This is a genomic window from Enterococcus sp. AZ196 (assembly GCF_050498845.1).
Taxonomy (GTDB): domain Bacteria; phylum Bacillota; class Bacilli; order Lactobacillales; family Enterococcaceae; genus Enterococcus_A; species Enterococcus_A murrayae.
Genome location: NZ_JBIPAM010000001.1, coordinates 1,216,236 through 1,231,076, shown reverse-complemented (window position 1 = coordinate 1,231,076; position 14,841 = coordinate 1,216,236). Strand labels below are relative to the sequence as shown.

The 14,841-nt window shown below is 40.6% G+C and carries 15 protein-coding genes and 1 pseudogene; all 16 read left to right on the top strand.

Annotated features, from left to right (window positions below; genetic code table 11):
- The first annotated feature begins 21 nt into the window (after window positions 1-21).
- The 16 genes and pseudogenes from IGI67_RS06070 (at window position 22) to IGI67_RS05995 (ending at window position 14,809) form a co-directional block, all read left to right on the top strand.
- Window positions 22-2,013, top strand: coding sequence for a BglG family transcription antiterminator (locus IGI67_RS06070; RefSeq protein WP_429957107.1), 1,992 nt, complete (start codon window positions 22-24; stop codon window positions 2,011-2,013).
- A 16-nt stretch (window positions 2,014-2,029) separates the two neighbouring features.
- Complete coding sequence (locus IGI67_RS06065) at window positions 2,030-2,461, top strand: PTS sugar transporter subunit IIA (protein WP_429957106.1); 432 nt, start codon at window positions 2,030-2,032, stop codon at window positions 2,459-2,461.
- A complete protein-coding gene (locus IGI67_RS06060; RefSeq protein ID WP_429957105.1) occupies window positions 2,461-3,621 on the top strand; it encodes a mannitol dehydrogenase in 1,161 nt (386 codons plus the stop codon). The genes IGI67_RS06065 and IGI67_RS06060 overlap by 1 nt, the downstream gene beginning before the upstream one ends.
- Window positions 3,622-3,627: 6 nt before the next feature.
- Window positions 3,628-4,278, top strand: coding sequence for a dihydroxyacetone kinase subunit DhaL (dhaL, locus tag IGI67_RS06055; protein ID WP_429957104.1), 651 nt, complete (start codon window positions 3,628-3,630; stop codon window positions 4,276-4,278).
- 5 nt (window positions 4,279-4,283) lie between these two features.
- Window positions 4,284-5,217 (top strand): annotated as a pseudogene (locus IGI67_RS06050) (dihydroxyacetone kinase subunit DhaK).
- A 19-nt stretch (window positions 5,218-5,236) separates the two neighbouring features.
- On the top strand, window positions 5,237-5,872 hold the full coding sequence (gene hxlA / locus IGI67_RS06045) for a 3-hexulose-6-phosphate synthase (protein WP_429957103.1): 636 nt from the start codon (window positions 5,237-5,239) through the stop codon (window positions 5,870-5,872).
- A 16-nt stretch (window positions 5,873-5,888) separates the two neighbouring features.
- Complete coding sequence (gene hxlB / locus IGI67_RS06040) at window positions 5,889-6,449, top strand: 6-phospho-3-hexuloisomerase (protein WP_429957102.1); 561 nt, start codon at window positions 5,889-5,891, stop codon at window positions 6,447-6,449.
- Window positions 6,450-6,498: 49 nt separating this feature from the next.
- Window positions 6,499-7,152, top strand: a complete 654-nt coding sequence (locus IGI67_RS06035; protein WP_429957101.1) for an HAD family hydrolase — start codon at window positions 6,499-6,501, stop codon at window positions 7,150-7,152.
- 135 nt (window positions 7,153-7,287) lie between these two features.
- Window positions 7,288-8,409: an aminotransferase gene (locus tag IGI67_RS06030; RefSeq protein ID WP_429957100.1), complete on the top strand. Its 1,122-nt coding sequence runs from the start codon at window positions 7,288-7,290 to the stop codon at window positions 8,407-8,409.
- Window positions 8,410-8,808: 399 nt separating this feature from the next.
- The gene (locus IGI67_RS06025; protein WP_429957099.1) at window positions 8,809-9,507 is read left to right on the top strand and encodes a sirohydrochlorin chelatase; all 699 of its coding nucleotides are present in this window, start codon (window positions 8,809-8,811) and stop codon (window positions 9,505-9,507) included.
- Window positions 9,492-9,938 (top strand): precorrin-2 dehydrogenase/sirohydrochlorin ferrochelatase family protein, encoded by a 447-nt coding sequence (locus tag IGI67_RS06020; RefSeq protein ID WP_207107060.1) that lies wholly within the window; start codon window positions 9,492-9,494, stop codon window positions 9,936-9,938. Before IGI67_RS06025 ends, IGI67_RS06020 begins: the two co-directional genes overlap by 16 nt.
- A gap of 315 nt (window positions 9,939-10,253) precedes the next feature.
- Entirely contained in the window at window positions 10,254-11,150 is an 897-nt protein-coding gene (gene hemC / locus IGI67_RS06015; RefSeq protein WP_429957098.1) for a hydroxymethylbilane synthase, read from the top strand.
- A 211-nt stretch (window positions 11,151-11,361) separates the two neighbouring features.
- Window positions 11,362-11,667: a PTS sugar transporter subunit IIB gene (locus IGI67_RS06010; RefSeq protein WP_207107058.1), complete on the top strand. Its 306-nt coding sequence runs from the start codon at window positions 11,362-11,364 to the stop codon at window positions 11,665-11,667.
- A 3-nt stretch (window positions 11,668-11,670) separates the two neighbouring features.
- A complete protein-coding gene (locus tag IGI67_RS06005; protein WP_429957097.1) occupies window positions 11,671-12,936 on the top strand; it encodes a PTS sugar transporter subunit IIC in 1,266 nt (421 codons plus the stop codon).
- Window positions 12,937-12,970: 34 nt separating this feature from the next.
- On the top strand, window positions 12,971-13,312 hold the full coding sequence (locus tag IGI67_RS06000) for a PTS lactose/cellobiose transporter subunit IIA (protein WP_207107057.1): 342 nt from the start codon (window positions 12,971-12,973) through the stop codon (window positions 13,310-13,312).
- Between the two features lie 54 nt (window positions 13,313-13,366).
- Window positions 13,367-14,809: a glycoside hydrolase family 1 protein gene (locus tag IGI67_RS05995; RefSeq protein ID WP_429957096.1), complete on the top strand. Its 1,443-nt coding sequence runs from the start codon at window positions 13,367-13,369 to the stop codon at window positions 14,807-14,809.
- Window positions 14,810-14,841: the final 32 nt, after the last annotated feature.

Genomic DNA, 14,841 nt, shown 5'->3' with positions numbered 1-14,841 from the left:
TAATGATGGGGAGGAATCTAAATGTATTTATCTACCAGAGAAAGCTCTATCTTAACGATTTTGTTAAATAGTAGAAATAAGCATACGGTACAAGATATCAGTGACCGGTTGAATATTAATGAACGGACTGTATATAGAGAATTAAAGAATATTAAGACGACACTGAAAACCTTTCACTTGGAGTTGGTTTCCATTCCTGCTGAAGGTTTCGAGATACAGGGAAAGTCGGAAAATTTAACTGCGTTGAAGCAAGCATTTCAAAAACAAAATATTCATCCAATTCTTTCTGTAACGGAACGAGTCGATTTAATCACACTGATTTTGTTGTTGGAAGAGGACTATATCAAGATGCAGGCGATTGCTGCAGAATTATTAGTCTCTCTTTCAACAATCAAAAAAGATGTCGCCTTTCTAACGGATAATCTGCTTGAAAAAGGGATTCGAGTGATTTCTAAAAAAGGTGAAGGCATCAAGCTAGAGACAGATATGATCAATCGCCATATTCTAATTTTAGACGTCTTGACGAAACACGTGGCTTCATCGGAATTTATCGCATGGTTTTTACTAAAGCATTCAAAGGATTCATTTTACAAAAAGATTTGTTTTCAAAAAATCAAAGAACCGCTCCATTTTGTTTATGATTTGCTTGGTCAGCTAAAGGTGGATATTGACGATAATGACCTGCAAGAGTTGGTAATTTTACTGTCATTGTGGCTGGATGTTTGCAACCTGACGGTGTTGCCAAATAATACGATCGACACGATTGCCATCGAATTAAACCCGACAGGATTCAAATTATATCATCGGATGATTGAGAAACAAAAAACGATTTTAGCTGAAAAAAGTCATCCTGAATCATTTCTGGATTATTTAAAATGGATCATCCATTTGTATTTCCAACAGGATCCATCAAATGCGTTTGACCTTCCGCGCTTTGAAAACGATAGTGCGATTTCTGTGAAGGAGATGGTTAATAACGTTGAAGCACAGCTGGGCGTGAAGCTGCAGGGGAATGAACGGCAAATTCGCGACTTATCTGCCCATTTAAGAAAGGCTGTCACACGAATTAATAGTGGTCTATTTGTAAGAAATCCTATGAAGGATGAAATTAAAAAGAATTACCTATTCATTTTTGAAATTGTCAGTAAAGCAGCGACGGAAGTGTTTGGCAAAGACTTTTTCCCAGAAGATGAATTGTGCTTTTTGGTTCTATATTTTGTGATGATGATCGACAAATTGTCGAATAAGGCTTTTCGAGTATTGATTGTTTGCTCCAGCGGTATGGGCTCATCAAAAATGCTCACCAGTCGTCTGGAATATGAAGTACCAGAGGTTTATGTAAAGGATATTATTTCATTAACTGATCTGCATAATAAAAATGTGCATGATTACGAACTGGTTTTATCTACGATTCCTTTACCTTTAGCGCCAGAAGAATACTTAAAAGTCTCTCCTTTGTTAAACGAACAAGAATTGGCTTTGGTACAAACTAAAATTAACAACCATAAGTATTCCGATCTAAAGACGATCCAGCGGCAGAAGCGAATGACTGTCGAAGAGTTTGAAAAACACTTAACAAAAAAGATGTTCTACGCCCAAAAAATACTAGAGCTGATGAAAGAATGTCGATTCAGTGAAAGAGAAGTCTTCACCAAAAAGGTTAAGAAAAAAAGAGACGCGATAAAACAATTAGCCGTATTTTTGGAAGTGGATGAAGCAAAATTGACAAATAGTATTCAAACGACTGTGCAGCAGAATCAAACGGTCCTCTTCATTATTCGAAGAAACACGACAATAGCAGCTGATCGCATTCAGCTGATTTCAGAGAGCTCAAACCAGCTGGGAAATTACTATCTAATAGTGGTCGATACTTCAGAAGATGCTTCTGAACTCAGTCAGAAGTTTTATAGACAAGTCAAGGAGCTTTTCTTCGATCATGTCTACGAGTTGACCAAAATCAAATCCGCGGGTGAGTTGAAAACATATTTAGTAAAAATGAATGAAATTGTATAGATTGCGAGATGAGGAAATGAAAATTTTTAAGAATGAGAACATACAGTTGAATCAGAGTTATGCAGACAAGAATGAAGCGATTTTAGCAGCTGGAGCAATTCTAGTTGAAAACGGCTATGTCGAAGAAAGCTATATCCAAGATATGCTGGAAAGAGAAGAAGAAGTCTCTACTTACATCGGCAACAATATTGCCATTCCTCATGGAATTGTAAAGTCGGTAGAAAAAATCCACTCATCTGGAATTTCATTGCTGCAAGTGCCAGAAGGTGTTGATTTTGATGGCAACACAGCTTACTTAGTATTTGGAATTGCCGGGAAGAACAACGAACATTTGGAGATTTTAGGACAGATAGCAACTATTTGTTCTGAAATGGAGAATGTGGAGATTTTACGTCAAGCAACATCAAAAGCAGAGATTCTTAAAATTTTTGAGGAGGTCGTCGTTTAATGAAACAGGCATTACACTTTGGTGGAGGAAGTATCGGGATCGGTTTTATCGCTGATTTACTACATGAATCCGATTATGAGGTAACGATCGTTGATATTGACAGCGAGTTAGTCAAGCAAATCAATGAAACGAAAACCTTCGATTTATATTTGATCAATGAGGATTACAAGAAGAAGCAATTAACACAGATCCATGCTTTGTCTTCGCTTGATGATCAAACGGAGATTGTTGAAACAATCAGTACGACAGATGTGATTACCACAGCAGTATGGGCTGAAAATTTGCCGAAGATTGCGCCGGTTCTTTTGGCAGGTTTGAAGAAGCGGGCTGAAAGCGGAAGGGAACGAGTGAACATTTTAGCCTGTGAGAACGCGATGTTTAACAGCGAGATTTTGCGTAAGGCGATCCTTGCTCTTGATTCATCGGCGAGTGAATGGCTGGACAGCATCGCTGCATTTCCTAATACAGCAGTTGATCGCATGGTATTAGCTTCAGAGCATGATGGTAAAAAGACGATCGATATCGGCCGTGATCATGAATTAGTGATCGAAGAATCGAAGCTGGTAGATCCTGAAGACAAACCGATCAAAGATGCTGTCTATACAACAAATCTACAAAAATACATTGAGCGAAAGCTTTATGTCGTGAATTGCGGACATGCTTGGGCTGGTTATATTGGCTTTGTTCATGGCTACTCTATTATCCAAGATGTCTTCCATATTGAGGACTTAGTGCAGCAGATTCGTGAAACGATGTGGGAATCAGCACAACTATTAATGGAAAAGTACGGATTTACCGAACAAGATATGGCAGACTATATTGATTTCATCATGGATCGTTATCAAACACCAGGAATCAAGGATATGATCACGCGAGTCTCTCGCTCACCGATTCGGAAGCTGCAGCCGGAGGAACGTTTAGTCGGTCCTTGTGTCCAATGTGAAGAGTTAGAGCTGAAAAATAATCGACTGTTAGAAGGAATAGCAGCGGCCTTCCTATTTGATAACCCAGAGGATGAGCAATCGGTCGAACTATTGGCCTATGTAGCAGAACATGGAATCGATGAAGCAATCGTGCATTTCACTAAAATACCGTTAGAAAATCGAATGCATCGAGAGATCAAGGAAAACTATCAACGATTTTTGGAAATAAAGGGGTAGGCCAACATGAGGACAGAATTTTCAAATCAAGAAGCAAGCCGTATTGTCGATGCAGTCATCGAGACGATTCAAACGAATAAACAATATTTATGTGAAGTCGACAGTCATGGCGGTGATGGTGATCATGGAATCAATATGAACAAAGGGTTTACTTTCGCTCGCCAAGAATTGGACAATATGACTGAATACACTATGAGTGATGGCTTCAAGGTGATCAGCCAGGTGTTGGTCACTAAAATCGGCGGATCAATGGGCCCTTTATACGGCAGCTTCTTTCAAGGGTTAAGCAGTGCGGCAAGGAAAAACGAGATAATCACAAGCGAAATCGTAATGAAAATGTTGCAGAAGGCTTACCTAAATCTTTCTGACTTAACAGACGCAAAGGTGGGAGATAAGAGTCTGATCGATGTATTAGTACCGACAGTCCAAACCTACGAAAAATATTTTATTGATGATGCCCCATTCGATGTTTGTTTAATTCAATCACTAACCGCCGCAAAAGCAGGGCTTGAGGCAACAAAAGAGATTCCAGCGAAGATTGGACGAGCAAGCCGCATCGGGGATCGTTCAATCGGTCATCAAGATGCTGGGGCAACTTCTTGTTACCTGATTATTGAGGCGTTCATAAATACAATAAATGACCTGGTGGAGGAATAAAATTAATGCAAATTTTTGTGAATGATCCAGATTTTATCGTGGAGGACATGCTGAAGGGATATGCTGCAGCTCATCCTGAAGTTGTGCTTTCAACTTTGAATGATCGAGTAGTCACTCTCAAAGAAAAAAAGGAAAAGGTCGGTGTCATCACTGGCGGCGGTAGTGGGCATGAACCGGCATTTCTAGGATATGTTGGACAAGGAATGCTCGATGCAGTGGCAATTGGGGAGGTTTTTGCTTCGCCACCTGCACAAGCTTTTTTAGATGCGATGATCGAGGCAGACAGCGGGCGAGGTGTAGCTTGTCTTTTCGGAAATTATGCAGGAGATACAATGAACGTTAAGATGGCGATCCAAATGGCAGAAGATGAAGATATTGAAGTGAAATATGTGGTAGCAACAGACGATATTGCGTCTTCACCTAAAGAAACTCGTGAAAAACGTCACGGAATCGCCGGTGGTTATTTTATGTGGAAGGTTGGCGGAGCAAAAGCTGCAGCAGGCGGTACATTAGATGAAGTTATTGAAGTTGCGAAAAAGGTTGTGGATCGCACCAGAAGTATTTGCATGGGCGTCAAACCATGTACGATTCCAGCAGTAGGAAACCCGAATTTCCTGATTGCTGATGGAACAATGGAGTTTGGAATCGGTCATCATGGTGAAACAGGAATCGAGAAAAAAACATTAGGCAGCGCAAAAGAAATTGGCAGTCATGATCTCCGGACTTGGTTCGACCATGTTGATGGAACAGTATGTGATTTGCGGTCAAGTCTTGGAAACACTGAAAGAAAAAGGACATCAGGTAGAGAAGGTTTTTGTTGGCAATTTTGTTACTTCGCTAGATATGGGCGGGATATCATTATCGATCGTTGATTTGGATGAAGAGATTACAGAATTGATGGAAGCAGAAGGTCAAGCAATTGGGTTGAAAAACTACTAAAGGATAGGATGAATTAAAAATGAAATTACAACTAGCATTGGATGAATTAAAATTGGAAGAAGCACTAAACTTTGCGGAAAAGGTCCAAGAACATGTTGATATTATTGAAATCGGGACACCATTTGTGATTGATTCTGGAATGGAGGCTGTTAGGCGCTTCAAAGAAAAATTTCCGAACAAAGAGATACTATCGGATGAAAAAATAATGGACGGCGGTTATTATGAATCGCAATTAGGTTTTGAAGCAGGAGCAGAATATGTGACGGTTTTAGGCGTAACGGATGTGGCGACAATCAAACAGTGTGTGAAAGCTGGGACTGATTTTAAAAAGCAAGTGGTTGTTGATATGATCTGTGTGGCAAACCTCGAAGAAAAGGTTGCTGAAATGGAAGAATTGGGAGTGGATGTGTTAGCCGTTCATACTGGTGCAGATCAACAGGCGTGTGGCCGAACACCATTGGATGATTTGAAGGTGATGACCGCTTGTGCGAAAAAGACGAAAATTGCGGTGGCTGGCGGAATCAGCAGTAAAACAATCGATAAATATGTTGAGCTGAACCCAGATATTATCATTGTCGGCAGCAGCATCACTCACGCGCCGGATCCAGTAGAAGAGGCACGCTTAATTAAAGAAGCGATGCTTGCCAAGGCGTAGAGGGGGGAAGCAAAAGATGACACCATCTACAAACTTGTTGGCAATCTTAGCAGAATTGACCGAAGATGCTCAACAGATTGATCAAGAACAGCTGAAACAAATACATGAATTGATTTTAAAGGCGAAACGTATCTTCATTGCCGGTGCGGGACGCTCTGGCTTCGCGGCTCGGGCATTTTCTAATCGTTTGATGCATTTAGGTTTCACCGTTTATTTTGTCGGTGAACCTACAACGCCCTCCATTCGTGAAAATGATTTGATCATTATCGGATCTGGTTCGGGCCGTACTGAAGGATTAGTCAATATGGCGAAAAAAGCCAAGAGTGAAAAAGCACGCTTGGCGACGATCACGATTCATCCGAAGAATCCGATTGGGACAATGGCAGATGCTTTGATTCAAATTCCAGGTATTTCAACAGGTGATAAGGCAACTGAAAAAGCGCCGTCAATCCAGCCAAATGGTTCGTCCTTTGAACAATTGTCCTGGCTAGTCTACGATTCAATAATCGTTGATTTGAAAAAGGAATTAAAACAGAAGCAGTCGGATATGGATTACCGTCACGCAAATCTAGAGTAAAAAGTGGCATCGAGCAAAGGCTCGGTGCTCTTTGGTTAGGGAGGGTAAAATGAAAGTTGTACTATTCGATTTAGATGGAACACTGATTGATTCTGAGCGTTACTACTTCTCTATTTGGAGGGAATTAATGGCTCGAGAAGGGGATTGTTTAGAAAAAGATTTTTATCAAAGCGTTGTCGGCTCCCCAACGTCAGTTTTGAAAACACTGTTTCAAACTCATTTTGGTGAGATTCCAATGTTTGATCAATTATTTGAGGAGTTTATGGATCGACGAAAGCGGGCACAAAAGAATGCAGTTTTTCCAGTAACTGAAGGGTGTTGCGAGTATTTGGATTATTTGGCAGGTAAGGAAGTTATCTGTGGAATTGTGACATCCAGCTATAAAAAAGAAGCAGAAAGGATTCTGGAAAATACGAGCCTGGCTTCCTATTTTTCTTTTGGTGTTTACGGAGATCAGGTGAGTAAAGGAAAACCCGATCCAGAAATTTATCATAAAGCGATCGACATCGCCTGTCATCCAGCTGATCAAATCCTAGTTTATGAAGATTCGCCAAACGGCATCCTGTCTGCGGTTAATGCCGGACTCTCCTGTGTCCATATTAAAAATTTTGTTGATCCTACATTAGAGATCGAGCGACTAGTCGAAAGCAGCTACACTGACTTTTTTGAAGTACTCCGCTCGGTCACTCATTCATCGAGTTAACCAGTATTGACGCTGCTTGTTTTATTAAAAAAAAATGGAATCCCTTCTAGCTACAATGAAGTTTATCCTCTATAATAAGAAGATAAAAATTTGATGATAAGCTTTTCATCGATTGTTGGAAAAAGGAGCGATCAAATGAAGATAGAACCGTTTAAAGTGGAATTATGGATGAATGAACATGAGGATAAGGCGATTTACAATACCGGCGAAACCTGTGTTGACTCGATCAGTATGGATGAGCTGTTTGAGATTGCTGAACTAGATAAGACTAAAACGTTAAACGAATTAGCCCAGAAGCGTCTGACTTATGGTCATATATTTGGCAATCCGCGCTTCAAAAAGGGGATCGCTTCGCTTTATCAAACGATCAACGAAGAGGAGATCACAACGACTCATGGAGCAATCGGAGCCAATCATTTAGTTCTCTATTCATTGGTTGAACCTGAGGATGAAGTAGTGGCAGTTTTGCCGACCTATCAGCAGCTCTATTCAATCCCTGCATCATTTCAAGCAACGGTCAAGGAGCATATTTTGTCACCTGAAAATAATTTCTTGCCTGATGTAGCAGAATTAAGAAAGCTGGTTACGTCGAAAACGAAGTTAATTATTATCAATAATCCCAACAATCCTTCCGGCTCGTTGATGGATCAGAAAATGTTGGAGGAAATTATTAATATCGCTGAAAAAGCAGGTGCGTATATACTTTCTGATGAAACGTATCGCGGCTTGACTCAGGATGAGACAGATAGTCCATCGATCGTTGATTTATATGACAAAGGAATCAGTGTCAGCAGCATGTCAAAGGTTTGGTCGCTGGCTGGTCTGCGCTTAGGCTGGATCGCGACAAAAGATAAAACCGCCTTAGAGCAGTGCCTGCTGCATCGAGACCACAATACTATCAGCTGTGGGATGCTGGATGAAGAACTAGCAGCCATTGCTTTGACTAATAAGGACAAGCTTCTAGCAAGAAGTCAAAGGATTGTTCGTAAGAATTTAAAAATCCTAGATGAATGGGTGGCGAAGGAGCCGCATATTTCATACGTAAAACCCCAGGCGGGAACCGTCACTTTGCTTTACTATGACTTTGATCGTTCAAGTCGAGAGCTTTGCCTTGATTTGATCAATAATCATGGATTGCTATTTACCCCAGGCGATTGTTTTGGATTTGAATCCTGTGTGCGGATCGGCTATGGCTGCAGCACGGAAGAGCTGATCGCTGGCCTAAATAAATTTTCTGAATACCTAGCAACAATCTAAACTAAAAGCGTAACGAAATGATTTGAATTCGTTACGCTTTTTTGATTGCTTGGAACATGAGAAGTCAGCTAACTTGAAAAACGGTCACCATATTGAAAAAGACTGTAGTAACAATGATTAAAACAAAAGTAGGTAAGGAAACATCTTTAAGTAACACTAATCTTCTCAATTGAATCCCTATTTACTTATAGGGTTATTACAAAGACTTTGGTATGATAATAGTGAATCCGTGAACGATTAACAGGACTAAATGAAAATTATAAGGGTTTGGCTTGATGAATATGAAGGAACATGCCCCAAGCAATTGACAGCGAGCTCCTTAATGGGTTCTAAACTTTAGAATCCAATAAATAGCTTCCCTTGTAACTGGAGAAAGACTGGATAGGAAGGAGAAGTGACATGGTTGGAATCATTTTTGTTTTACATGGTCGTAAAAATAAGTTATCTTCAGCGAATGTTTCAGTGGTTGAAAAAGCTGCCGAACATCTCCAGAATCCTTATGAACTAGGGCTATTGGAAGGGATGCAGCAAACATTAGAAGAGGCGATTCAGTCGTTGCTGAACCAGCAGGTGACAGAAATAGTTTTCTTGCCTGTTTTGCTTTTTCCAGCAACACATGCAAAGGAGGATCTGCCGGAACGAGCCGAAAAAGCAATTGAGAAGCAAGTTCCATATCACATTTTGCCTACCTTGGGTACGACAGATGCTGTTGAGGATTTCTTGGTTCAACAAATTCATTCTGTGGAGGACTCCAGAGCCGAGGTATTGTTGGTTGCACACGGCACACCGCGTTCTCCAGAACCATTTCAACAATTGGAGCAGATCGCTAAAAAAGTCGAAAGAAAAGTAAAGCGAAGAGTCTATCCTTCCAACTATTATGGTGATCATTCGTATCAATCCGTACTAAAAAGGCATAGTGAGCCAATGATTATTCAGCGGCTATTTCTTACAGAAGAGTATTTGTCTAAGAAAATAAAAAATGAAATCAGAGAGCAAAGAGAAGTGCGAGATGTCTTGCTTCCGACGATGCAGGATAGTGAAGCTCTGGTTTCAGCTATTATCGAGCGAATAGAGGAGATCCCATGTATCCAGTTTTAATCGATATTAAAGAATTTGCTGTGTTGATTGTTGGCGGCGGAAAAATCGCGACCAGAAAAGCGAAGAACCTGGTTGAATCGGGTGCTGTTCCAACGATCATAGCTCCTATCATCACGGAGGAGCTAAAAGCATTGGCAGAAAATAAGCAGGTTGTTGTCATCCAGCGCGGCTTCCAAAAAGGAGATACAAGTAAGTTTCATTTTATCTTTATTTGTACAAATGACGAGAGCATCAACCAATTGATTCTCCAAGAAACGACCCCAGAGCAGCTTGTCAACGACACGACAAATCAGGCAAGAAGCAATTTCTTTAACATGGCGGTCATTAAGGAACAGGATTTTGAGATTGCCATCACTACGCAGGGAAAGTCCCCAACACAAACAAAAAAATTAAAAGAGAAAATAATGAATCTTTTGAAGTCAGCGACGTAAGGTTGCTGGCTTTTTTTAATAATTAGAAGATTCCCTTGTTGTGATGATACGAACCAAATAGAAACCGAAACGGCGATCCTGAAAGGAAGTTTAGTGGTAACTGAAAAGGGTAAGGTCGGGGTACGATTAGTTGAAGAACTTTTGGAGCGGAATGCTGATTAGTTTGAGATAAGGCCTATTGTCGGCGATGGAGGCATTTTAGCGGGGATGTATTTCTTGGCCTTCAAGGTTGGAATAAAGAAAAATTTGAAGGATTGGAAAATCAGAAGTCTTCGCCTATAATAGTGGAGGAAAAATAATAGATCGAGGAATACTATGAGACAACTGAAAGTAGGGACAAGAAAAAGCCCCTTGGCCTTAAGACAAACACAAATCGTTGTAAAATTGTTAAAGGAACTCTGTCCGCAATTAGTCATTGAGGTTGTTGGACTTTCTACAAAAGGAGATCGGCTGCAGCAGGTACCTTTGACTCAAATTGGAGGAAAAGGTGTCTTTGTTAAGGAAGTAGAATATCAGCTGCAGCAAAAAAATATTGATTTTGCTGTACATAGCTTAAAGGATATGCCTGCCAATCTTCCTGCTGATCTTATTTTGGCTGCTACACCTAAACGTGCGCTGCCCTGGGATTGTTTAATTTTAAAGGATGCTGCTGATTTGTATTCAAAAGACGAGCTTGTGATCGGGACGAGCAGTATTCGCAGAGCGAAGCAATTGGAAATGTATTATTCTCATATGAGGTTTGTGCCTATCCGTGGGAAAATTGAGACGCGTCTAGATAAGATGGTAAAAGAAAACATGGACGGCACAGTTTTAGCATGTGCTGGATTAGAGCGAATGGATTACTTTGATCGTCTGCCCGATTATCAGATCTTAACACCAGAAATCTGTGTCCCTGCAATCGGACAGGGCATTTTAGGTGTTGAATGCCGAAAGGAAGATCAGGAGCTTTTTGAGCTGTTATCAAAAATAACCGATGAGGAAACTCATATGGCAGCGCTCGCTGAGCGTTTCTATCTTCGTCAAATGAATGGAAATTGCGACATTCCCATTGGTGCTTTTGCCAAAAGAGAGGGAGAAAATTGGGTGTTTTATGCATTTTTAGCAGAGAACATGGATTCTCAAGGTAGACAGATTCAATTGATAGGACGTGATCCATTATTGTTAGCCAAGCAAGCTGTTCAACAATTACTGCCTCAAAGACCATTCTGTTGACGAGAGGATGTGGGCTGATGCGTATTTAGAAGACTAGCTGAAGGCCCGCTACTATTTTAAAAAGGATTGTATCAGATTACGGTACAATCCTTTTTTGTGCGCTATCAGAGAGCCTAGCTGATTTTCCCACCTCTAGGAAAAAAGTAAGTTTGTGAAGCTTACTCGAGGTTTCCTATAATGAACTTGTAAATAAATGAAAGTGGTGAAGAAAATGAAAAATATTTTATTAATTTGTGGATCAGGTGCCTCCAGTGGATTTATGGCAGCGGCGATCAGAAAAGCAGCGAAGAAAAGAAAAGTAGAGGTGACGGTCAAAGCCGCAAGTGAGTCGCAGCTGGATGATCGTATTAATGAAATCGATTACTTGCTGATCGGCCCCCATTTATCCTACATGTTGAATGATCTTCAGGAGCAAACGAAGGATAAAAATGTCAAAGCGGCAGTGATCCCTCAGGCTGTTTATGGAACATTGAATGGGGAGAAAGCGCTGGACTTGATTTTAAAGATGGAGGATTAACTGATGGATAAGATTATGAGTTTTATGACGAATTCCTTTGCACCCAAAGTAAATAAAGTAGTGAAAAATCCTTGGATATCCGCTATTCAGGATTCAATCATGGTGGCTTTACCGTTGGTTTTCGTAGGTTCGCTAGTGACAGTTGTTTCGTTATTAAAAAATATTTTTAGCAGCATGCCTGATTTTTCTATGATCAGCAACTTTTCATTTGGTATGTATGCGTTAGTGGTAGCCTTTTTGATTCCTTATTATTTGATGGAGAAAAAGGGATATGGCGGTCAAAAATTGATTTCAGGAGCGGCTTCATTGGTATTGTTCATGATGTTGTTATTCCCAACGATGACGGCTGATGGTGAAGCAGTGTTTATTCTTTCACGATTCGGAGCTACAGGGATGTTCCTATCCATGATCACAGGTCTATTTGTTGGTTTCGTGATGAATTTTGCGGTGAAGTATTCTTTTTTTGATGAAGATACACCTATCCCAGACTTTGTGGTTGGCTGGTTCAATAGTTTGCTGCCGATTACTTTTGTCCTGCTTGTTGGCTGGCTGATTACCTTTCAATTTAAGATTGATTTCTTTGATGTTGTTTTGATCGTTTTCAGTCCCTTAGCAAGCATTGTACAATCGTATCCTGGTTTTGTTCTATCTGTCTTCATCCCAGTATTCTTGTATACTTTCGGGATTTCCGGATGGGTAATGATGCCAGTCGTTTATCCAGTGTATATGTCAGGCTTAGCAGCTAATGCTGAAGCGGTAGCGAATGGCGGACAAGCTATGAATATCGCGACACAAGAAACCTGTTATGCTTTTTCTTCAATGGGCGGGATTGGCACCACCTTAGCCTTATCCGTGATGATGCTGTTATTAAGCAAATCTGCCCAGTTAAAAGCAATCGGCAAAGCTGTAATTATTCCGTCGATCTTTAATATTAATGAGCCGCTAGTTTTCGGGGCACCGATTGCCTTCAATCCATATTTAATGGTGCCGATGTGGATCAATAGTATTATTGTGCCGACGATCGCTTATGTGACGATGTCATTGGGATTGGTTAATGTTCCATCTAGTACGTTCTTACTATGGTATATGCCTTATCCGTTTACATCTTATTTGGCAACACAGGATTGGCGAGCGATTGTTGTTTGCGCTTTGATTTTTGTGATCACTTGGCTCGTATTCTTACCGTTTTTCAAAGCATACGACAATTCTTTAGTAAAACAAGAAGCTCAGGACGCGTTAGATGAGGCTCAAGCAGAAGCCGTTCATTAAAAAAGTATATATGAGAAGTAGCAGGAGGTCGCTTATGGAAGAGACAAAATATATAGAGGACAACGATCAATTAAATCAACTGTCAATGAACATTTTAGTTCATGCCGGCAGTGCACGTGATCATTTGGTCCATTCGTTGGAAAGCTTAGAAGCTATGGATTTTGAAAAAGCAGCAAAAGAAATCAAAGAAGCCCGCAAAGAGGTCGTGATCGCACATGGACTCCAAACAGACACTTTGCAGTTGGAAGCCTCCGGTGAGCAAATTCGTTATTCAACATTGTTTTGCCACGCGCAAGATACACTGATGACTGCCCAAAGCGAAATTTTAATTGGAGAACATCTCATTCGTTTATTCGAAGCCTTTAGTAAAAAATAATCAGACAAGGACAAATGGATGCTTGTCAGTACGAATACACAAGGAGGAATTTCATTGAAGAATTATCAAATGCCTAAGGATTTTTTGTGGGGAGGAGCGATTGCGGCTAATCAGGCCGAAGGTGCTTATAAAGTTGCTGGAAAAGGGATCAGTCTAGCTGATTTGCACAAATATTATCCAGACAAGAGCAACGCAGAAATTGCAGAGGAACAGCATAAAGGCATGTCTTTAGCTGATGTTAAAGCGAACTTGGCGGATGCAGATGGCTATTATCCGAAACGCCATGGGATTGACTTCTACCATACGTATGAGTCAGACTTGGAGCTATTAAGTCAAATGGGCTTTAAAACCTTTCGGACATCAATTGATTGGACGCGTATTTTTCCTACTGGCGATGAAGAGGAGCCGAATGAAGAAGGCTTAGCTTATTATGATCGCTTGATCGATAAAATTATCGAGCTGGGCATGGAGCCGATTATTACGATCTTGCATTATGAAACACCTGTAGAAATTACATTGAAATATGGTGGATGGAACAATCGACAGGTGATCGATCTATTTGTTAAATACGGAAAAGTTGTCTTAGAGCGTTACCAAGCCAAGGTAAAATACTGGATTGTGATCAATCAGGTCAATTTGATTCAGTTTGAGCCCTTCAATTCTACGGCGATTCCTTATGATACTGTAGACAATTATGAGGAAGCAAGCTTCCAAGCGGTTCATCATCAGTTTGTGGCTAGTGCCCAATTGGCCGCACATGCTAAAGAAATTAATCCTGATCTGTTGATTGGGACAATGATGGCTGATTGTACGGCCTATCCCTATTCCTGTGATCCAGCTGATGTGAATTTGGCTTTACGGCGGAACCGTATGCAATATTTCTACACAGATGTTCAATTTCAAGGAGAGTATCCGCAATATGCGTTGAATTATTTTTCCGAGAATGGCATCCATTTAGAAATTACACCTGAGGATAAGCAATTGCTGAAGGATCATCCGATGGACTATTTGGCTCTTTCTTATTACTACTCCCAAATGGTAGATGCTTCAAAAAATACCATGAGTCCATCGTCTGTCACGCCAAACCCTAACTTAAAAGCCAATCCATGGGGCTGGGCCGTTGATCCGCAGGGACTGTACAATTCGTTGTCGCAATACTGGGATCGCTATCACAAGGCGATCATCATCGCAGAAAATGGTTTCGGGATGTATGACAAATTAGAGGATGGACAAGTCCATGACGACTACCGGATTTCGTATCTTTCTGAACACATCGCTCAAATGAAGCAGGCTATGTATGATGGCGTGGAGGTCATTGCTTATTGCGCTTGGGGCCCGATCGATATCATCAGTTGCTCCTCTGCGCAAATGGAGAAACGTTATGGCTTCATTTATGTTGATTTAGACAATGAAGGAAAAGGATCAGGTCAACGTATCAAAAAAGACAGCTTTGAGTGGTATAAGCAGGTGATTGCTACAAACGGTGAAGTTTTATAATCAATTGAAAAGTTGATCTTCTTGATCAACTT